The 18,420-nt window shown below is 74.4% G+C and carries 18 protein-coding genes; 13 read left to right on the forward strand and 5 right to left on the reverse strand.

Features of this window, described 5'->3' with window-relative positions:
- Positions 1-12 precede the first annotated feature (12 nt).
- Entirely contained in the window at positions 13-630 is a 618-nt protein-coding gene (locus tag ACFOSY_RS20920) for a TetR/AcrR family transcriptional regulator (RefSeq protein WP_394309113.1), read from the reverse strand.
- Positions 631-764: 134 nt separating this feature from the next.
- Here ACFOSY_RS20920 and ACFOSY_RS20925 point away from each other — a divergent pair, with 134 nt between their 5' ends.
- The 3 genes from ACFOSY_RS20925 (at position 765) to ACFOSY_RS20935 (ending at position 3,529) form a co-directional block, all read left to right on the forward strand.
- Positions 765-1,403 (forward strand): alpha-ketoglutarate-dependent dioxygenase AlkB, encoded by a 639-nt coding sequence (locus ACFOSY_RS20925; protein WP_394309115.1) that lies wholly within the window; start codon positions 765-767, stop codon positions 1,401-1,403.
- 93 nt (positions 1,404-1,496) lie between these two features.
- Positions 1,497-2,252, forward strand: a complete 756-nt coding sequence (locus tag ACFOSY_RS20930; RefSeq protein WP_394309117.1) for an MBL fold metallo-hydrolase — start codon at positions 1,497-1,499, stop codon at positions 2,250-2,252.
- Positions 2,253-2,293: 41 nt separating this feature from the next.
- Positions 2,294-3,529 carry a DUF4032 domain-containing protein gene (locus tag ACFOSY_RS20935; RefSeq protein WP_394309119.1) on the forward strand — a complete coding sequence of 412 codons (1,236 nt, stop codon included), beginning with the start codon at positions 2,294-2,296 and terminating at the stop codon, positions 3,527-3,529.
- Between the two features lie 35 nt (positions 3,530-3,564).
- Here ACFOSY_RS20935 and ACFOSY_RS20940 read toward each other — a convergent pair whose 3' ends face one another.
- Positions 3,565-4,437 carry a universal stress protein gene (locus ACFOSY_RS20940; RefSeq protein WP_394309121.1) on the reverse strand — a complete coding sequence of 291 codons (873 nt, stop codon included), beginning with the start codon at positions 4,435-4,437 and terminating at the stop codon, positions 3,565-3,567.
- A gap of 234 nt (positions 4,438-4,671) precedes the next feature.
- On the opposite strand from ACFOSY_RS20940, the gene ACFOSY_RS20945 reads away from it, so the two are divergent.
- The 7 genes from ACFOSY_RS20945 (at position 4,672) to ACFOSY_RS20975 (ending at position 13,209) form a co-directional block, all read left to right on the forward strand.
- The gene (locus ACFOSY_RS20945) at positions 4,672-6,348 is read left to right on the forward strand and encodes an FAD-dependent oxidoreductase (RefSeq protein WP_394309124.1); all 1,677 of its coding nucleotides are present in this window, start codon (positions 4,672-4,674) and stop codon (positions 6,346-6,348) included.
- Positions 6,345-7,805: an ATP-binding protein gene (locus ACFOSY_RS20950; RefSeq protein WP_394309127.1), complete on the forward strand. Its 1,461-nt coding sequence runs from the start codon at positions 6,345-6,347 to the stop codon at positions 7,803-7,805. The genes ACFOSY_RS20945 and ACFOSY_RS20950 overlap by 4 nt, the downstream gene beginning before the upstream one ends.
- Positions 7,802-8,155: a UBP-type zinc finger domain-containing protein gene (locus ACFOSY_RS20955; RefSeq protein ID WP_394309129.1), complete on the forward strand. Its 354-nt coding sequence runs from the start codon at positions 7,802-7,804 to the stop codon at positions 8,153-8,155. Before ACFOSY_RS20950 ends, ACFOSY_RS20955 begins: the two co-directional genes overlap by 4 nt.
- 96 nt (positions 8,156-8,251) lie before the next feature.
- Positions 8,252-9,631, forward strand: a complete 1,380-nt coding sequence (locus tag ACFOSY_RS20960) for a CAP domain-containing protein (protein ID WP_394309132.1) — start codon at positions 8,252-8,254, stop codon at positions 9,629-9,631.
- Positions 9,632-9,709: 78 nt separating this feature from the next.
- Positions 9,710-10,387, forward strand: a complete 678-nt coding sequence (locus ACFOSY_RS20965) for an AIM24 family protein (protein ID WP_006133745.1) — start codon at positions 9,710-9,712, stop codon at positions 10,385-10,387.
- A gap of 122 nt (positions 10,388-10,509) precedes the next feature.
- Entirely contained in the window at positions 10,510-11,469 is a 960-nt protein-coding gene (locus ACFOSY_RS20970) for a threonine/serine dehydratase (RefSeq protein WP_031016790.1), read from the forward strand.
- A gap of 126 nt (positions 11,470-11,595) precedes the next feature.
- Entirely contained in the window at positions 11,596-13,209 is a 1,614-nt protein-coding gene (locus ACFOSY_RS20975) for a serine/threonine protein kinase (RefSeq protein WP_394309135.1), read from the forward strand.
- A gap of 152 nt (positions 13,210-13,361) precedes the next feature.
- Here ACFOSY_RS20975 and ACFOSY_RS20980 read toward each other — a convergent pair whose 3' ends face one another.
- Positions 13,362-14,801 carry a serine hydrolase domain-containing protein gene (locus ACFOSY_RS20980; RefSeq protein ID WP_394309138.1) on the reverse strand — a complete coding sequence of 480 codons (1,440 nt, stop codon included), beginning with the start codon at positions 14,799-14,801 and terminating at the stop codon, positions 13,362-13,364.
- Positions 14,802-14,873: 72 nt separating this feature from the next.
- Here ACFOSY_RS20980 and ACFOSY_RS20985 point away from each other — a divergent pair, with 72 nt between their 5' ends.
- Together ACFOSY_RS20985 and ACFOSY_RS20990 are read left to right on the forward strand one after the other, a co-directional pair.
- A complete protein-coding gene (locus tag ACFOSY_RS20985) occupies positions 14,874-15,845 on the forward strand; it encodes an LLM class F420-dependent oxidoreductase (RefSeq protein WP_394309140.1) in 972 nt (323 codons plus the stop codon).
- A 103-nt stretch (positions 15,846-15,948) separates the two neighbouring features.
- Complete coding sequence (locus ACFOSY_RS20990) at positions 15,949-16,374, forward strand: SsgA family sporulation/cell division regulator (protein WP_394309143.1); 426 nt, start codon at positions 15,949-15,951, stop codon at positions 16,372-16,374.
- 19 nt (positions 16,375-16,393) lie between these two features.
- On the opposite strand, the gene ACFOSY_RS20995 is transcribed toward ACFOSY_RS20990, so the two are convergent.
- Positions 16,394-16,882 (reverse strand): DUF6328 family protein, encoded by a 489-nt coding sequence (locus tag ACFOSY_RS20995; protein ID WP_394309854.1) that lies wholly within the window; start codon positions 16,880-16,882, stop codon positions 16,394-16,396.
- 139 nt (positions 16,883-17,021) lie between these two features.
- On the opposite strand from ACFOSY_RS20995, the gene ACFOSY_RS21000 reads away from it, so the two are divergent.
- A complete protein-coding gene (locus tag ACFOSY_RS21000; protein WP_394309145.1) occupies positions 17,022-17,363 on the forward strand; it encodes a hypothetical protein in 342 nt (113 codons plus the stop codon).
- Positions 17,364-17,393: 30 nt separating this feature from the next.
- Here the strand turns inward: ACFOSY_RS21000 and ACFOSY_RS21005 are convergent, their stop codons facing one another.
- Positions 17,394-18,377, reverse strand: a complete 984-nt coding sequence (locus ACFOSY_RS21005) for an aldo/keto reductase (protein WP_394309147.1) — start codon at positions 18,375-18,377, stop codon at positions 17,394-17,396.
- Between the last annotated feature and the right edge of the window lie 43 nt (positions 18,378-18,420).

Consider the following 18,420-nt stretch of genomic DNA (forward strand, 5'->3'; position numbering starts at 1 on the left):
GTGCGGAGGCTGTCATCCGGGGCTTCCTCCGGTGAGCAGCGCGGTGAGCAGTTGTTTCAGCCAGGCCCGGGCGCGCTCGACGTCCCGGTCCAGCAGCAGTTGGGTGGTGACGCCGTCGTAGGCGGCGACCACGGCGTGCGCGGCACCCTCGGCGTCGCCGAGCACGGCGGGCAGCGCGGTGTGGCCGCGGGCCCGCTCCAGCCGGTCGGCGATCGCCCGCCGCAGCCGGGCCCGGTGGTCGAGCAGCGTGTGCGCCACGCGGGGGTCGCGGGCGGCGTGCACCAGGAAGTCGGTCTTCACCAGCAGCCAGTCGCGGTCGAGGAGCAGCACCTCGGCGACCCGGTCCACGGCGGCGGCCACGTCGAGGTCGGGCCCGCCGGTGGCGAGAGCGCCGGAGACCTGCTCCGCGATCAGGCCGGCGCGCTGGGCGTAGAGCGCGAAGAACAGCTCGTCCAGACCGGCGAAGTTGGAGTAGAAGGCGCCGCGGGTGTAGCCGGCGGCCTCGCAGATCTCCTCGATGGAGACATGCCCGAAACCCTTGGCGGCCAGGACGGTGAAGGCGGCGTCCAGCAGGTGGGCGCGGGTGCGCAGCCGGCGCGGGGTGACGCGCCCGGTGCCGGTGTCCGCCATGCCCGCCCCTTCCGCCGTCGGCCGATACGGGAACGTATCCGATACACCGGTGTATCGAACAGCCCCCGGAGCAGGGCAATCGCCGAGCACCGCCCTTTCTAGAACGTATTTTCGATTGGAGGTACGCTGGTCCCATGAGCACGCACCACCTCCCGGCGCTCCAGAGCTCGCTCTTCGACCAGGACGACGAGCTGCGGCTCGGCCCGCTCGACGGCGTGCGCCGCACCGAACTGGGCCGGGGCGCCTGGATCGACCTGCTCCCCGGCTGGCTGCACGGGTCCGACGCGCTCTTCGACCACCTGGCCGCCGAGGTCCCCTGGCGGGCCGAGCGGCGCCAGATGTACGACCAGGTCGTCTCCGTGCCCCGGCTGCTGGCGTACTACGGCGTCGGCGCCCCGCTCCCCCACCCGGTCCTCATCGAGGCCCGCGACGCGCTGAGCGCCCACTACGCGCGGGAGCTGGGCGAGCCGTTCGCCACGGCCGGGCTCTGCTACTACCGCGACGGCCGGGACAGCGTCGCCTGGCACGGCGACCGGATCGGCCGGGGCGCCCGCGAGGACACCATGGTCGCCATCCTCTCCGTGGGCACGCCCCGCGACCTGCTGCTGCGGCCCATGGGCGGCGGGGAGACCGTGCGCCGGCCGCTGGGCCACGGCGATCTGGTCGTGATGGGCGGCTCCTGCCAGCGCACCTGGGAGCACTGCGTGCCCAAGAGCACCAGGGCCGCCGGGCCGCGCGTCTCCGTCCAGTTCCGCCCGCGCGGGGTGAACTGAGGACGGCGGGGGCCGGACCCCGCCCGCACCCGCCCTCCGATCTGCTTTCCTGTGCTCGTCCAACCGGTACGAACCACGACACGCGAGGCGGTCATGAAGGCAACGGTGCGGCAGGTGGCGGACGGCACCTATCTGGTGCACGGCACGAGCGTGAACTGGGTGATCCTCACCGAGGGGGACGCGGTCACCCTGATCGACACCGGCTACCCCGGCGACCGCGAGGGGCTGCTCGGCTCGCTGGCGGAGGTGGGCGCCGCGCCGGAGGCGGTGGCCGCCGTGCTGGTCACCCACGCGCACAACGACCACCTGGGCTCCGCCGAGTTCCTCAGCGCGACGTACGGCACCCCCGTGTACACGCACAAGGAGGAAGTGCCGCACGCCCGGCGGGACTTCCTGCACCAGGTGACCGTGGGGCGGGTGCTGCGCAACGGCTGGCGTCCCGGCGTGCTGCCGTGGGCCGCGCACGCCCTGCGCGCCGGCGGCACGGCGAACGTGGCGGTCACCTCGCCCGAGCCGTTCCCCACGTCCGGCGACGGGCAGCCGCTCGACCTGCCGGGCCGGCCCGTGCCCGTGCACACCCCCGGCCACACCGCGGGGCACTGCGCCTACCACCTCCCGCACGTCGGGGCGGTGGTGTCCGGCGACGCCCTGGTCAGCGGGCACCCGGTCTCCCGTGTGCGGGGGCCGCAGATGCTGACCGACATGTTCCACCGCGAGCGCGCCACCGCCGTGCGGTCGCTGGACGTGCTGGCCGGGCTGGACGGCGACCTGCTGCTGCCCGGGCACGGCCCGGTGCACGAGGGTCCGGTGCGGGACGCCGCCCTGCTCGCCCGGGAGCGCGCGCAATAGGCTGAGGCGACGATCACCTGCGAGACGAGGACGCCGCCGCCATGGCACTGCAGATCAACGCCACCAACCCGGAGCACCCCGCGCTCCTGTTGGAACTGCCGTGGCACCTGCCGCTGGAGGAGTGGCCCGAGAGGTACCTGGTGCCGCTGCCGCGCGGCATCTCCCGGCACGTGGTGCGCTACGCCCGGGCCGGCGACGAGGTGATCGCGGTGAAGGAGCTCGCTCAGCGGCCGGCACTGCGCGAGTACGAACTGCTGCGCGACCTGGACCGGATCGGCATCCCCGCGGTCGACCCGCTCGCCGTGGTGACCGGCCGCACCGACCCGGGCGGGGAGCCGCTGGAGAGCGTCCTGATCACCCGGCACCTCGGCGGCTCGATGCCGTACCGGTCGATGTTCGAGACGACGATGCGTCCGGCCACCATGCACCGGCTGATGGACGCGCTCGCCGTGCTGCTGGTGCGGCTGCACCTGGCCGGCTTCGCGTGGGGCGACTGCTCGCTGTCCAACACGCTGTTCCGGCGCGACGCGGGCGCGTTCGCCGCCTATCTGGTGGACGCCGAGACCGGCGACCTGCACCCCGAACTGACGCGCGGCCAGCGGGAGTACGACCTGGACCTGGCGCGGGTCAACATCAGCGGCGAGCTGCTGGACCTGGAGGCCTCCGGCGCCCTGCACCCCTCCGTCGACCCGATCGACTTCGGCACCGAGATCTGCGCCCGCTACCAGGACCTGTGGCAGGAGCTGACCCGCACCTCGGTCTACCCGGCCGGCAAGCACCACTACATCGAGCGCCGCATCCGCCGCCTGAACGAACTCGGCTTCGACGTGGCCGAGATGCAGATCGAGCACGCCTCCCACGGCGACACGGTGACCTTCGTGCCGAAGGTCGTGGACGCCGGGCACCACCAGCGCCAGCTGCTGCGGCTGACCGGTCTGGACACCGAGGAGAACCAGGCCAGGCGGCTGCTCAACGACCTGGAGAGCTGGATGGCCACCCAGGACGACTACGCCCCGGGCGACCCCCTCGGCGCCCGCCCGGAGGTGCTCGCCCACCGCTGGGTGCGCGAGGTGTTCCGGCCCACCGTGCGCTCCGTGCCGCCCGAGCTGCGTGGCCAGATGGACCCCGCGCAGATCTACCACGAGCTGCTGGAGCACCGCTGGTACCTGTCCGAGCGGGCCCAGCACGACATCGGTCTGGAGACCGCCGTCGAGGACTACATCCGCAAGGTCCTGCCGAAGCGGCGGGAGCCGCTGCGGCCCGCGGAGGAGGAGTAGCCCGCGGAGGAGGAGCAGCCGGACCCCGTCCCGGGTCAGGCGGGCGGGACGACCGCCACCGGGCAGTCCGCGTGGTGCAGCACGCCGTGCGCCACCGAGCCGATCCGGGCGCCCACGGCGGAGCGGCGGGCGCGGCGGCCGACGACCATCAGCTGGGCCGTGCCCGACACCGACAGCAGCACCTGCCCGGCGCTGCCCATCTCCACGTGCTCCACGACGTGCACGTCCGGGAAGCGCTCCCGCCACGGCGCGAGCGCCTCCGCCAGGTTCTTCCGTTCGAACGGCTCGAGACCGCCGGCCTCGTCGAGCAGCTGGAGCGAGGAGGGGCTGTAGGCGAACACCGGCGGCAGGGTCCAGGCGCGCACGGCCCGCACGGTGGCGCCGCGCCGGGCCGCGGTTTCGAAGGCGAAGCCGAGCGCCGCCGCGCTGTCCTCCGGGTCGCCCTCCTGCCCCACCACGATCTCGTGCCCGGCCACCTCGTCGGACGCCTTGTCGCCGGCCCGTACGAACACCACCGGGCGTTCGGCGTCCACGATCACCTGCTGGCCGACCGAGCCCACCAGGAAGCCCATCAGCCGTCCGTGCCCGCGCGAGCCCAGCACCAGCATCTCGGCGCCGGCCGCGGCGGCGGTCAGGGTCTCCACGGCGTCGCCCTCCGGCACGTCCGTGGTGACGTCCAGGCCGCCGTGGCGTTCCCGGACGGCGCGGACCGCCTCCTCGGCGGCCTCCCGCACCCACCGCTCCTGGGCGGCCCTGTCCCCGGTGTCCAGCGCGTCGTGCGTCTGGAACCGCCAGGCGTGCACCACCCTCAGCGGCAGGTCCCGGCGGACCGCCTCCCTGGCCGCCCAGGCCAGCGCGGCGAGGCTCTCCTCGCTGCCGTCGATGCCTGCCGTGATCGGGCGCGTCATGCGGTTCCTCCCGGTGTCGTGTTCTCGCGCGGTCCAGTCTTCCCCACCGGGCCGCCGCCCCCGCACCGCGGCCACCCGGTACGACGCCCCCGCACGCCCGCCTTCCCGCGCGGACCGCTCGCACGCCCGCGCGCCCGGCGGCGAGCGCGCATACGATGGGCAGCGGCCGGTGCGGTGGCCGCGACAGGATCCCGGCCCGCCGCGCCGAGGATCCGACCACGCTGTGGGGGACGCATGGCACAGCCCGCCGAGGCCGCCCGGACCGTCATCATGACCGTGGACGACGACCCGGGTGTCTCCCGCGCCGTGGCCCGGGACCTCAGGCGGCGCTACGGGGCGTCGTACCGGATCGTGCGCGCCGAGTCCGGCGAGTCCGCGCTGGAGGCGCTGCGCGAACTGAAGCTGCGCGGCGACCTGGTGGCGGTGATCCTCGCCGACTACCGGATGCCGAAGATGAACGGCATCGAGTTCCTGGAACGCGCCATGGACGTGCATCCGGAGGCCCGCCGGGTGCTGCTCACCGCGTACGCGGACACCGGCGCGGCGATCGACGCGATCAACGTCGTGGACCTCGACCACTACCTCCTCAAGCCGTGGGACCCGCCGGAGGAGAAGCTGTACCCGGTGGTGGACGACCTGCTGGACGCGTGGAGGCGCAGCGACCACCGGCCGGTGCCGAGCACCAAGGTGGTCGGGCACCGCTGGTCGGCGCGCTCCTCCGACGTGCGCGAGTTCCTCGCCCGCAACCAGGTGCCCTACCGCTGGTACTCGTCCGACGAGCCCGAGGGGCGGCGGCTGCTGGCGGCGGCCGGCGAGGACGGGATGCGGCTGCCGCTCGTGGTCACCCCGGACGGCACGCCGCTGGTGGAGCCGGACCCCGCCGACCTGGCCGCCCACGTGGGTCTCGCCACGCGGCCGGCGGCCGACTTCTACGACCTGGTGGTGATCGGCGGCGGCCCGGCGGGGCTCGGCGCGGCCGTGTACGGGGCGTCGGAGGGGCTGCGCACGGTGCTGGTGGAGCGGTCCGCGACCGGCGGGCAGGCGGGGCAGAGCTCGCGGATCGAGAACTATCTGGGCTTCCCCGACGGGGTGTCGGGGGCGCAGCTCACCGACCGGGCGCGGCGGCAGGCCACCCGGTTCGGCGCGGAGATCCTCACCGCGCGGGAGGTGACCGGCCTGGAGGTGGGCGGCGCGGGCCGGGTGGTGCGCTTCTCCGACGGGTCGCAGGTCGCCGCGCACAGCGTGATCCTGGCGACCGGGGTGTCCTACCGGCGGCTCGCGGCGCCGGGCTGCGACGAACTGGGCGGCTGCGGCGTCTACTACGGCTCGTCGCTGACCGAGGCGCCCGCCTGCCAGGACCAGGACGTGTACATCGTGGGCGGCGCCAACTCGGCCGGACAGGCGGCGATGTACCTGTCCCGGTTCGCCAAGTCGGTGACGCTGCTGGTGCGCGGCCCGGACCTGGCCGCGTCGATGTCGTACTACCTGATCGAGCAGATCGGCCGGGTGCCGAACATCTCGGTGCGCTGCGGCACGGTCGTCGAGGAGGCGCACGGCGACGGCCATCTGGAGCGGCTGACGCTGCGCGAGACGGACAGCGGGCACACGGACGAGGTGGACGCGCAGTGGCTGTTCGTGTTCATCGGGGCCGCCCCGCTGACCGACTGGCTGGACGGCACCGTGCTGCGCGACGAGCGCGGCTTCATCCTGGCCGGGCCCGACCTGACCGCCGACGGGCGCCCGCCGGCCGGCTGGGAGCTGGACCGGCCGCCGTACCACCTGGAGACCAACGTCCCCGGCGTGTTCGTCGCGGGCGACGCGCGCGCGGAGTCGGCCAAGCGGGTCGCCTCCGCCGTCGGAGAGGGAGCCATGGCCGTGATGCTCGTCCACCGTTACCTGGAGCAGTCGTGAGCGCGCGACAAGTGGAGTGCGTGCCGGACGAGATCGGCTCCCTGTTCCTGTTCGAGAAGCTCACCCCCGAGCAGCTCGGGCGGCTGTGCGAGGCCGGCCGGGTGGAGCGTTACGAGCCCGGCGCCGTCTACACCGAGGGCGACCCGGCCACCTGCTTCTACGTGATGGTGGAGGGCACGGTCGTGCTGTCCCGGCGGGTCGGCGGGGACGAGGTGGAGGTCAACCGCACCTCGCAGCGCGGGGTGTACGCGGGGGCGATGCAGGCGTACCTCGGGGACCGGGTGCCGCAGGTCTACAACAACTCGCTGCGGGTGACGGAGCCGACGCGGTTCTTCGTGCTGCCGGCGGACACCTTCGCGGACATCATGCAGGACTGGTTCCCGATGGCGGTGCACCTGCTGGAGGGGCTGTTCTTCGGGGCGAAGAGCACGCAGCAGGCGATCGGCCAGCGGGAGCGGCTGCTGGCCCTCGGCTCGCTGTCCGCGGGGCTCACGCACGAGCTCAACAACCCGGCCGCGGCGGCCGTGCGGGCCACGGCCTCGCTGCGCGAGCGGGTGGGGAAGATGCGCCGCAAGCTGCGGGTCATCTCCGAGGGCGCCTACGACCGGGAGACGCTGGCGGGGCTGATCGAGATTCAGGAGCGCACGGCGGAGAAGGTCGCCAAGGCGCCGGTGCTCAGCCCGCTGGAGGCGTCCGACCGCGAGGATCTCCTCGCCGACTGGCTGGACGACCACGGCGTGACCGAGGGCTGGCGGATCGCCCCGACGTTCGTGCAGGCCGGACTGGACACGGACTGGCTGGAGCAGGTGGCCGCGGCCGTCGACGAGGAGACGCTGCCCGGCGCGGTCGGCTGGCTGAACTACACCGTGGAGACCGAGCTGCTCATGGACGAGATCCAGGACAGCGCGGCCCGCATCTCCCACCTGGTCGACGCCGCCAAGCAGTACTCGCAGCTCGACCGCGCCCCCTTCCAGGTCGCCGACGTGCACGAACTCCTCGACAGCACCCTGCTGATGCTGTCCGGGAAGCTGGGCAAGGGCATCCGGGTGGTCAAGGAGTACGACCGCACCCTGCCCCGCGTCCCGGCGTACCCGGCGGAGCTGAACCAGGTGTGGACCAACCTCGTGGACAACGCGGTCGCGGCGATGCGCGAGGCGGACGGGGAGGGCACGCTGACCGTGCGCACGGCCCGGCACGACGACCGGCTGCTGGTGGAGTTCGGCGACACCGGCCCGGGCATCCCGGCGGAGATCCGCGACCGGGTGTTCGACCCGTTCTTCACCACCAAGCCCGTGGGCGAGGGCACCGGGCTGGGCCTGGACATCTCCTGGCGGATCGTGGTCAACAAGCACCACGGCGCCCTCCGGTTCGAGTCCGAGCCGGGCGACACCCGCTTCCAGGTGCTCCTCCCGCTCACCGCTCCCGCCTCCGACCACCCACAGGAGGAGCCCGCATGACCACCGAACACGCCATCGACCCCAGCGTGCCGCCCTCCGGGAACGGCTGCGCCGACTGCGACGCCGTGGGCGGCTGGTGGTTCCATCTGCGGCGGTGCGCGCAGTGCGGCCACGTCGGCTGCTGCGACAGCTCACCGGGCCAGCACGCCACCGCCCACTTCGAGGCCACCGGGCACCCGGTGGTGAGCAGTTACGAGCCGGGCGAGGACTGGTTCTGGAACTACGCCACCAACGAGCTGTACGAGTCGGGCCCCTCCCTCGCGCCGCCGGTGAGCCACCCGGCCGGCCAGCCCGCGCCCGGCCCCGCGGACCGGGTGCCCGCCGACTGGACGCGGGCCCTGCACCGCTGAGCCGCAGCGCACCGCCGCCCCGGGAACCCGCGAGGCGCGTCCGTCGTTGTCCGGACACCCCCACACCGGTCGGACGACGACGAACAGGGCGGTCCCATGAGCGAGTTGGTCCCCGGCGGCAACATCCGGCTCCCGGACGGCCCGGTGACCGTCCGGGTGCCGGGGCCGTTCGACGTGTCCGCGCTGATCACGGACGACGGCCGGAAGGTGTCCGGGGACGCCGACTTCGTCTTCTACAACCAGCCCGCCGCGCCCGGCGCGCGGCTCGGCGGCGACACGCTCGTCGTCGACCCGGCGGCGCTGCGCGCGGGCGCCACCCGGGTCACGGTCGCCGTGAGCCCCGAGGAGCCCGGCACCCCGCTCAGCGCCCTGCCCGCCCCCGTCCTCGAGGTCACAGGACCCGGCGGGCGCGCCCTGGCCCGCTTCCGCCCGCCGCGCCCCGGCCGGGAGACGGTGCTGCTGCTCGCGGAGATCTACCGGCGCGGCGACGACTTCAAGCTCCGCGCCCTCGGGCAGGGGTACGCGGACGGACTGGCCGGTCTCGCCCGGGACTTCGGCGTCGACGTGGAGGACGACGAGGGCGCGGTGTCCACCCGTACCGCCCCGGTCGTCACCGGCAGGGCGCCGGTGAGCCCCGGCACGACGGCCCCGGCCGCCCCGCGGACGCACCCGGTCGTCCCGCCGCGTCCGGCGTCCCCGCCGTCCGCCGGGGACGACTTCCTGGCCCTCGTCAACTCCGCGCGCGGGTCCGCCGGCGCGCCGCCGGTGACGCACGACGGGCGGCTGGCCGAGGCGGCCCGGGAGCACGCGCGGGCGATGGCGCGCGGAGGGCGGCTCGGCGTCGAGGGCCCGGACGGCGTGCCGGTGTACCGGCGCGTGGTGTCCGCCGGCTACCCGTACCTCACCGTCGGCGAGCACCTGGTGTCCGGGCCGCTGTCCGTGGACCGGTTCGTGGGCCACTGCCTGCGCCACGAGGCGGCCCGCCGCACGGTGTGCGACCCGGCGTTCACGCACGCCGCCGTGGCCTCCTGCGAGGGCGCCGGGGACACGTACTGGACGGCGCTGTGGGCGCGTCCGCTGACCGCGGAGGGCCTGGACCGCACGGCGGCGGAGGTCGTCGAGCTGACCAACCGGGAGCGCGCGGGGGCCGGGCTGCCGCCGCTGTCCCGCGACCCGCTGCTGGGCACGGCGGCGCAGGCGCACAGCGCCGACATGGTGGCGCGGGACTTCTACGCGCACACGGCGCCCGACGGCAGCAGGCCCTGGGACCGGGCCGCCGCCGCGGGCTCCCGGTGCCGCACGGTCGGCGAGAACATCGCGTGCGGCCAGCGGTCGGCCGCCGAGGTGGTGCGCGGCTGGATGAACAGCCCGGGGCACCGGGCGAACATCCTCAAGCCGGAGTTCACGCGGATCGGCGTCGGCTTCGCGGGCGGCGGCCGGGCGGGCACGTACTGGACGCAGCTGTTCGGAGGCTGAACGCGTGGCCGGATCCGGTGCCGTGTCGTGCGCTCCCGGTTCTGGCCGGGGCGCGGAGGGCCGGGCGAGGATGGGGCCATGAAGGGTGACCTGTTTTCCAGTGAGCACATGGTGCGGCCGGCCACGGCCCCGGGCATGACGGTGGAGAACGCCAAATGCCTGCGCTACACCGTCGACGGCGAGATGCTCGCCCGTCAGGGAGCGATGGTCGCCTACCGCGGCGACCTCCGGTTCGAGCGCAAGGGCCAGGGCGTGGGCGGGATGCTCAAGCGCGCGGTGACCGGCGAGGGGCTGCCGCTGATGGCCGTGCGCGGCCAGGGCGAGGCCTGGTTCGCGCAGGAGGCGCAGAACTGCTTCGTCGTCGAGATCGGCCCCGGCGACGAGTTCACCGTCAACGGCCGCAACGTGCTGTGCTTCGACGCCACGCTGTCCTATCGCATCTCCACCGTGAAGGGCGCCGGCATGACCGGCGGCGGACTGTTCAACAGCGTCTTCACCGGGCACGGCAAGCTGGGCCTGGTCTGCGAGGGCAGCCCGCTGGTGATCCCGGTGACGCCGCAGAGCCCCGTGTACGTGGACACCGACGCGATCGTCGGCTGGACGGCGGGCCTGTCCACCTCGCTGCACCGCTCGCAGTCGCTGGGCTCGATGCTGCGCGGCGGCTCGGGCGAGGCGGTGCAGCTGGTGCTCGAAGGGCAGGGGCACGTGGTGGTCCGGCCGAGCGAGGCGCCGCCGCACAAGCCGCAGCAGCGCTGAGCCCCGTCGACCCACGTCGGCCCGCGTCGACCGGCGTTCACCCCGCGTTGACCCCGGCCGCCCGCCGGGTGAGGCTGGGGCACGGCGCGGATCACGCCCCCGCGCCGGAAAGGGTGACAGTCGTGATCGAGATCGCCGACATCGAAACCGCGGCCGAGCGGATCGCCGGGCACGTGGTGCGCACACCGACCGTGCCGAGCCCCGGTCTGTCGGCCCTGCTGGGGGTGCCGGTGACGGCCAAGCTGGAGCTGCTCCAGCACACCGGGTCGTTCAAGGTGCGCGGCGCGGCGGCGAAGCTGCTGGCGCTGAGCGAGGCGGAGCGGGCCGCCGGGGTGGTCGCGGTGAGCGGCGGCAACCACGGCATCGCGCTGGCGGTGACGGCCGCCGCGCTCGATGTGAAGGCGACCGTGGTGATGCCGCGTTCGGCGCCCGTGCGGGCGGTGGAGATCGCTCAGGCGTCGGGCGCCACGGTGCGGGTCACGGACGACATGGCCGGGGCGTTCGCCCTCACCGCCGAGCTGCGGCAGGAGGGGCTGACCCTGGTGCACCCCTTCGACGACCCGGTGGTGATCGCCGGTCAGGGCACGGTGGGGCTGGAGTTCGCCGAGGACGCCGGTGAGCTGACCGACGTGCTGGTCAGCATCGGCGGCGGGGGCCTGATCTCCGGGGTCGCGGCGGCGCTGCGCGCCCGGCGGCCCGGGGTGCGGGTGTGGGGCGTGGAGACCGAGGGGGCGCAGGCGATGTCCGAGGCGCTCGCGGCGGGCGGCCCGGTGCCGGTCGCGCTGACCTCGATCGTGTCCACGCTCAGCGCGCCCGCCGTGTCGCAGCTGACGTACGACCATGTCGCGGAGCTGGTCACCGAGGTGCTGGTGGTGCCGGACCGGGAGGCGGTGCAGGGCTCGCTGGACCTGGCGGACCACGCCAAGGTGTGGGCGGAGCCGGCCGCGGGCTGTCTGCTGCCGGCCGCCCGCCGGGTGCTCGAGCGGGTCGGCGACGACGCCCGCCTGGGTCTTGTGGTGTGCGGCGGCAACGCCACCACCGCCGACATGGCGGCGTGGACGGACCACTTCGCCCTGCGCTGAACCCGGCGGTGCACCCGGCCGTGAACCCGGCGTCGCGCGACGGGCGTCGCGCCCGGCGTTGAACGCACCGGCCCCTCTCCCGCGTATCAGTGGGGACGGAAGTCAGCGGCTCGACGAGGGATGACCATGGGCTGGGCGCACGCCTCCACCGATCGGCCGGTCGCCGGCCGCTACCGGCTGGTCGAGATCACGCACCGCGAGACGAACCGGGTCAGCTGGTACGCCGACGACCTGCGAACGGGCCGGCCGTGCCTGGCCACCCGGATCGAGCTGCCGGCGGACGCCGTGGAGGGCGTCCGCCGCGCGCCCTCCCGGATCCTGCGGGCCACCGAGAACGTGGCCCGGCTGTGCCCGGACCGGATCGCGGGCGTCGTCGACGCGTTCGGCGAGGGCGGCTGCCTGTGGACGGTCACGGCCTGGATCGACGGCACCCCGCTGGACGAAGTCCTGCTCCAGCAGGGCACGTTCGTACCCGCGCGGGCGGCGCGCGTCGCCCTGGACCTGCTCGACGTGCTGGACGCGGCGCACGCGGAGGCCGTCACCCACGGCGAGCTGAGCCCCGGACAGCTCCATCTGCGCGAGACCGGGCCGGTGATCGTCACGGGCTACGGGGTGGCCGGCACGACGTCGGCGCCCCGGCTCACCGCGCCGTCGTACGCGGCGCCCGAACAGGCGCGGAACGAGCAGGTCGGGCCGGCGGCGGACCTGTGGGCGCTCGGGGCGATCCTCCACACGATGCTGGAGGGCCGCCCGCCGTTCCGGGACCGGGGCAGGATCGCGGCCACGCTGCGCGGGGTGGACCGGCTGCCGCTGCGCCCGCCCGTACGCTGCGGACCGCTCACCGAGGTCGTCACAGGGCTGCTGCGCAAGGACCCCCGGGAGCGCCCGGGACGGCAGACGGTGCGCGACGAGCTCACCCGGGTGCTGCGCGAGGACCCGGGCGCCGGTACCGGGCCGGGAGAGGCGTACGCGCCGGCCGGACGGGGGTGGAAGCGGAAGGGCGTGCTCGTCGGCACGCCCCTCGCGGTGGCCACGGTGACGGCGGCGGTGGTCGCGGCGGCGACGGGGCTGCCCGGCGGCGACGACCGGGCCGACGGCGGTCCGGGGGCGTCGGCGTCCGCGCCGGCCGGAGGGACCGGGGCGGCGGACCCCGCCCCGCGCGTCCCGCCGACGTCCGGCGCCGTCCCTCCCCCGTCCGCCGCGCCGTCGCCGTCCGCGTCGTCCTCCCCGTCCGGTGCCGCGTCGCCGTCCCCGTCGGACCCCGGCGCCCTGCCCGCCGGTTTCCGCGTCCACCGGGCGCCGGAGGGTTTCTCCGTCGCACTGCCCGAGGGCTGGGAGCGGCAGCGGACCTCCCGCGCCACCGAGCTGTCGTACCGCGTCACCTTCGGCGCCGACGACGACCCGCGCACCCTCGCGGTCACCTACAGCGAGCGCGTGGGACCGGACCCGGTCGCCGTGTGGCGGGACACGGTGGAGCCGGGCCTCGCGCGCGCCGACGCCTATCAGCGGATCGGTTCCATCAGGGCGACGACGTACCTGGGCCGCGAGGCCGCCGACATGGAGTGGATCCTCACGGACGACGGCGCCCGGCTGCGCACCTTCGGGCGCGGCTTCCTGCTGGGCGACGGCCGGGGCTTCTCCCTGCGCTGGACCACGCCGGCCGCCGACTGGGCGGGCACCGGCAACCAGGAGGCCCTGCGCACGGTGCTGCGGACGTTCCGGCCGGGTGCGGCGCCCTAGCCCGGCGGGGCCCGGCACCGCACTCCCCCACTGCCTGAAGGCGTGGGGACACCCCCGGCGGCGTTACCGTCGGTCGCCCACGCACACCGGATCCGCTCGGGTCGGCCGAAAGGCACGGTGCCTCCACCCCGCTCCGGTCCGGACGACAGGCCTCAGCCTCGCGGAGCCCGCAGCGCGCGCAGCGGCCAGGGGACCAGGGGGGTGGTGATCCAGCGCGCCCGGAAGGTGCGGTCGGTGAGGGAGCAGGTGACGCGCAGGCGGTGCGGGGTCTCCAGGAAGGCGATGTCGACGGTGAGGGCGTCCGGGCCGTCCCAGCCGCCGGTCACCGCGACCGGTACCGCGCCCTCGGTGACGGTCCAGTCCGCGCCGGTCCAGCGGGCCGCCAGCCGGTGGCCGCCCTCGTCCAGGGTCAGCGTCCAGCCGCCGCCGTCGTCCGCCGTGAGCCCGGCGGCGGTCAGCTTCGGCTGCGCGGCGCAGAGCCCGCCCTCCGGGGTGAAGGCGGCCCCGGACCAGTCGCCGGTGCGCCCGGCCGGTGCGGGGGCGGCGTCCGTCGCCGGCAGGGCGAGGCGCTCCAGGCGCTCGCGCAGGGCCGCGTCCTCGGCGTCCCGCCCGGTCAGCGGGGCGGGGCCGAAGGCGGGCAGCAGATGCCGCCACACCAGTTCGAGGTAGCGCTGCATCTCGGCGGTGGCCGACGTCGCGGCGATCACCGCGTCGTGCTCGGGCAGCACCACGCAGAACTGGCCGTAGGCGCCGTCGCCGCGGTAGCCGTGCCGGCCGATCCAGAACTGGTAGCCGTAGCCCCGCCCCCAGTCGGTCCGGTCGCCTCCCATGACCTCGGCGGTGTCGATCTGCGCACGGGTGGCGCGCTCGACCCATCCCTCGGGCAGCAGCCGCCGGCCCTGCCAGACGCCGTCGTTCAGGTACAGCAGGCCGAACCGCGCTATCGCGTCGTGCGTGGTGTGCAGCCCGGCGAAGCCGATGTCGCGTCCGGCGCGGTCGCGGGACCACAGCGCCTCGCCGATGCCCAGCGGGTCGAACAGCCGGGGGCGCAGGTACTCCACGAGGGTCTGCCCGGTGACCCGCTGCACGATCGCGCCGAGCGTGTACGTGCACGGCTGGTTGTAGGTGAACAGGGTGCCCGGGTCGCGCTGCGGCGGCTGGAGCAGGAAGCCGCGCACGGGTTCGGCCGGGTCGGCGCCGAACGCCTCGTCGACGGTCTCGTGGTCGTGTCCGCTGGCCATGGACGCCACGTGGCGCACCAGCATGGACCGGCTGCGCGGGTCGGTGATGTCCGCGTCGATCTCCGGGAAGTACGACAGCACGGTGGCGTCGAAGTCGATCAGGCCCTCCGCCTCGGCGAGCCCGGCGGCGGTCGAGGTGAAGCTCTTGCTGAGCGAGTACAGCAGGTGGGGGCGCTCGGCGGTGTAGGGCGCCCAGGTGCCGGAGGCCACGACGTGGCCGTGGCGCACGATCGTCAGTCCGTGCGGCTCGATGTCCGGGTCGGCCTCGACGGCGTCGAGGAAGGCGTGGACGCCGGACGCGTCGACGCCCTGGGCGGCGGGGTCTGCGGTGGGGAGGGCTCGCTGGGTCATGGGGGCATCCTGCCCGGGGCGCCGCCGGGTGATCCACCGTTTTCGCCTGCCACCTGGGGGGACCCGGACGGCATGGTGCGAATCGGGTACACGATGATGACCGAGCAGGCCGGGCCGCGTGAGCTGGTGGAGCACGTGGTGCGCGCCGAGGAGGCGGGTTTCGACTTCTCGGTGACCTCGGACCACTACTTCCCGTGGCTGGCCGAGCAGGGTCACGCGCCGTACGCGTGGAGCGTGCTGGGCGCGGCCGCGCAGGCGACCTCGCGGATTCCGCTGATGACGTACGTGACGTGTCCGACGATGCGCTACCACCCGGCGGTGGTGGCGCAGAAGGCGGCGACGATGCAGCTGCTGTCGGACGGCCGGTTCCGGCTGGGGCTGGGGTCCGGCGAGAACCTCAACGAGCACGTGGTGGGCGGCGGCTGGCCGCCGGTGGACGTGCGCCACCGGATGCTCGAGGAGGCGGTGGAGATCATCCGGGCGCTGTTCGAGGGCGGTCATGTGAACCACCGGGGCGAGCACTTCGACGTGGAGTCGGCCCGGCTGTGGGACCTGCCGGACCAGCCGCCGCCGATCGGGATCGCGGTGTCGGGCAAGCGGTCCTGCGACCTCGCGGGGCGGCTGGCGGACCTGGTGATCGCCACCGAGCCGAAGCCGGAGCTGCTGGAGGCGTTCGACCGCGGGGGCGGCGAGGGCAAGCCGCGGGTGGGCCAGCTGCCGGTGTGCCACGACCCGGACCGGGACGCGGCGGTGGAGCGGGCGCACGCCCAGTTCCGCTGGTTCGGCAGCGGATGGAAGGTCAACTCCGAGCTGCCGCATCCGGATTCCTTCGCGTCGGCGACGCAGTTCGTGCGGCCCGACGACGTCGCCGCGTCCATCCCCTGCGGCAGCGACCCGGACGACTTCGTCGAGGCGGTGCGCCCGTACGCGGAGGCCGGGTTCACGGAGGTCGCCCTGGTGCAGATCGGCGGGGAGTCGCAGCCGGCGTTCCTGGACTGGTCGGAGCGGACGCTGCTGCCGGCGCTCCGGAAGGCGTTCGGCTGACGGAGCGTGCGTGACCTGTGACGGATTCACCCGGAGAGCTGAGCATCCCGCGGGGATCCGGGGTACTAGAGGGCTCCACGTCGGTACGTCCCGGAGGCATGTCGTGAACTCGTTCGTGCACAAGACCCTGGTGGTGGCGCTCCAGGCGGGCGACACGGAACGCTTTCCCGTGCTCGCCCACCTGAGCTACGACCCGTCGGACCCGTTCGCCGTCACGGTCGTCTTCAGCCTGGACGGCCGGGTGCTGGCGCGCTGGCAGCTGGACCGGGAGATGGTCACCGACGGCCTGACCCGTCCGGTCGGCATCGGCGACGTGCGGCTGCGCCCGCAGGCCCGCGGGGTGGGGCGGGAGCTGCGGATGGAGTTCCTGGGCGAGACGCGCGCGGACGGCGGCCGGCATCACGCGGTGGTGTTCGCCTGGGCGGAGGCCGTCGGGGAGTTCCTGGCCGAGACCCACCGCATGGTGCCGGCCGGGTGCGAGGAGGTCCGCGTGGACGACTTCCTCGCGGACGTCCTCCAGGGGAGCTGAGCGCGCCCGGGGTGCCGGGTCAGCGCGTGGTGTGACGGTAACGCGCCCACATCGGCAGCCCGAACCAGCACAGCAGGTACCAGCACACCACTCCGGCCACCAGGTACGGCACGTAGTCGTCGTGGGTGGCCACCCGCAGGATGAGCAGCAGCGAGGAGCTGGTGGTGACCAGCAGCAGCGCCAGTCCCAGCAGGGTGAGCCGTGAAGCCCACCGCACCGCCTGCGGTTTGATGCGCCGTCCGCTGACGAGCCGGTGCAGCGACACCGGTCCGATCAGCGCCCCGGTCGCGCAGGCGCCGAGCACCACCGTGACGATGTAGATGGTCTCGTCGGTGCCGGACAGGTCCTCGTAGGTCGGGGTGAACACGACCGTCAGCAGGAAACCGAACAGGATCTGCACGCCCATCTGGGCCACGCGGACCTCCTGGATGAGCTCGGTCCACATCCGGTCCGCTCTCTCCTCCTCGGTCTCGTTCCGTCCCCGGCGCCTGCTCCCGTCCTGCTCCATGTCCGGCACGGTGCCTCCTTCGATCGGGTCCTCCCCTCCGGATTCCCCGAAAAGAGGCCCTCCTCCCCCCGCCGGTTTGGCGGGGCGGGGCACGGTTACACGGTCGGCGACACGACCAGGCCGGAGGAAAGTGGGACAGATGTCGGACACCGAGCTCACCGTGACACTCAGCGGCGGGGACGCCGACGACGCCCGGGCGGTCGTCGGGGCGCTGGAGGGCGCGTTCGGACCGCCGCGGGAGCGGCCCTCGGACACGGACGCGACCGTGCGTATCGCGACGTTCGGCGGTGAGGGGCGGGGGTCGGGCGCCGGACGCCCGGACACACGGCCCCTGTCGGAGCCGGTGACCGTCACCGTGCAGGGCACCCCGGAGGCGGTGCGCCGGGCGAGCGACGCGCTGTCGCGGTCCTTCACGGCCCGCGACGAGGGCGCCGCCGCCGGCGACCAGGAACAGGAACGGCAGCTCCTGCTGGAATCCTGACGCGCCCCGCCGGGATTCTGACGCGCCCGTCTACCAGCGGTTCTCCACCTGCTCGCGGATCCGCCTGTCGTACAGGTCCGTGATCGCGGCCAGGGTGGCGTCGGGCAGCTCCGGCAGCCGGGCGGCGGCCGCGTTGGCGCGGGCCTGCTCGGGCGAGCGGGCGCCGGGGATGACGGTGGTGACGCCGGGCTGCTGGACGATCCAGCGCAGCGCGAGCTGGGCCGGGGTGTATCCCTCGGGGGCCAGCGCGGCGAACTCGGCGGCGGCCTCGACACCGGTCGCCCAGTCCACGCCGGAGAAGGTCTCGCCCTGGTCGAAGGCCTCGCCGTGCCGGTTGAAGGTGCGGTGGTCGTTCTCCGCGAAGACGGTGTCCTTGGTGTACTTGCCGGACAGCAGGCCGGAGGCGAGCGGGACGCGGGCGATGATGCCGACGCCGGCCTCGCGCGCGGCGGGCAGCACCTCACGCAGCGGCTTCATCCGGAACGGGTTGAGGATGATCTGCACGCTCGCCACGTTCGGCCGGGCGATCGCGGTGAGCGCCTCGGCGCAGGTCTCGACGCTGACGCCGTAGGCGGCGATCCGCTCCTCCTCGACGAGGGTGTCGAGGGCGTCGAAGACCTCGTCGGTGGAGTAGACGGGGGTGGGCGGGCAGTGCAGCTGCACCAGGTCGACGCGGTCGACGCCCAGGTTGCGCCGGGAGCGGTCGTTCCAGGCGCGGAAGTTGTCCAGGACGTAGTTCTCCGGGATCTGGTCGACCCGGCGGCCCATCTTGGTGGCGACCAGCACGTGCAGGTCGGGACGTCCGCTCAGGAACGAGGCGATGGTCTGCTCGCTGCGCCCGTCGCCGTAGACGTCGGCGGTGTCGAAGAAGGTGACGCCCGACTCCGCGGCGGCCTCCAGCACCGCGAGGGCTTCCTTGTCGTCGACGTCGCCCCAGTCGGCGCCGAGCTGCCATGTGCCGAGGCCGATCACGGAGGCGTGCTGACCCGACCTGTCGAAAGTGCGCTCTTCCATGACGGTCAGTGTGTCATCCGTCCCGGCGGGACGGCCGGTGCCT

It is taken from the genome of Streptomyces lusitanus, assembly GCF_042647945.1.
Lineage (GTDB): Bacteria > Actinomycetota > Actinomycetes > Streptomycetales > Streptomycetaceae > Streptomyces > Streptomyces pseudogriseolus.

Excerpts from the sequence above, each read along its gene's own strand:
- ACFOSY_RS20940 (WP_394309121.1), bottom strand. The coding sequence starts at position 4,437 with ATGACGCGCCCGATCACGGCAGGCATCGACGGCAGCGAGGAGAGCCTC.
- ACFOSY_RS21000 (WP_394309145.1), top strand. The coding sequence starts at position 17,022 with ATGTCGGACACCGAGCTCACCGTGACACTCAGCGGCGGGGACGCCGAC.
- ACFOSY_RS20930 (WP_394309117.1), top strand. The coding sequence starts at position 1,497 with ATGAAGGCAACGGTGCGGCAGGTGGCGGACGGCACCTATCTGGTGCAC.
- ACFOSY_RS20935 (WP_394309119.1), top strand. The coding sequence starts at position 2,294 with ATGGCACTGCAGATCAACGCCACCAACCCGGAGCACCCCGCGCTCCTG.
- ACFOSY_RS20955 (WP_394309129.1), top strand. The coding sequence starts at position 7,802 with ATGACCACCGAACACGCCATCGACCCCAGCGTGCCGCCCTCCGGGAAC.
- ACFOSY_RS20975 (WP_394309135.1), top strand. The coding sequence starts at position 11,596 with ATGGGCTGGGCGCACGCCTCCACCGATCGGCCGGTCGCCGGCCGCTAC.
- ACFOSY_RS20995 (WP_394309854.1), bottom strand. The coding sequence starts at position 16,882 with ATGGAGCAGGACGGGAGCAGGCGCCGGGGACGGAACGAGACCGAGGAG.
- ACFOSY_RS20965 (WP_006133745.1), top strand. The coding sequence starts at position 9,710 with ATGAAGGGTGACCTGTTTTCCAGTGAGCACATGGTGCGGCCGGCCACG.
- ACFOSY_RS20945 (WP_394309124.1), top strand. The coding sequence starts at position 4,672 with ATGGCACAGCCCGCCGAGGCCGCCCGGACCGTCATCATGACCGTGGAC.
- ACFOSY_RS20925 (WP_394309115.1), top strand. The coding sequence starts at position 765 with ATGAGCACGCACCACCTCCCGGCGCTCCAGAGCTCGCTCTTCGACCAG.
- ACFOSY_RS20960 (WP_394309132.1), top strand. The coding sequence starts at position 8,252 with ATGAGCGAGTTGGTCCCCGGCGGCAACATCCGGCTCCCGGACGGCCCG.
- ACFOSY_RS20920 (WP_394309113.1), bottom strand. The coding sequence starts at position 630 with ATGGCGGACACCGGCACCGGGCGCGTCACCCCGCGCCGGCTGCGCACC.
- ACFOSY_RS21005 (WP_394309147.1), bottom strand. The coding sequence starts at position 18,377 with ATGGAAGAGCGCACTTTCGACAGGTCGGGTCAGCACGCCTCCGTGATC.
- ACFOSY_RS20980 (WP_394309138.1), bottom strand. The coding sequence starts at position 14,801 with ATGACCCAGCGAGCCCTCCCCACCGCAGACCCCGCCGCCCAGGGCGTC.
- ACFOSY_RS20985 (WP_394309140.1), top strand. The coding sequence starts at position 14,874 with ATGGTGCGAATCGGGTACACGATGATGACCGAGCAGGCCGGGCCGCGT.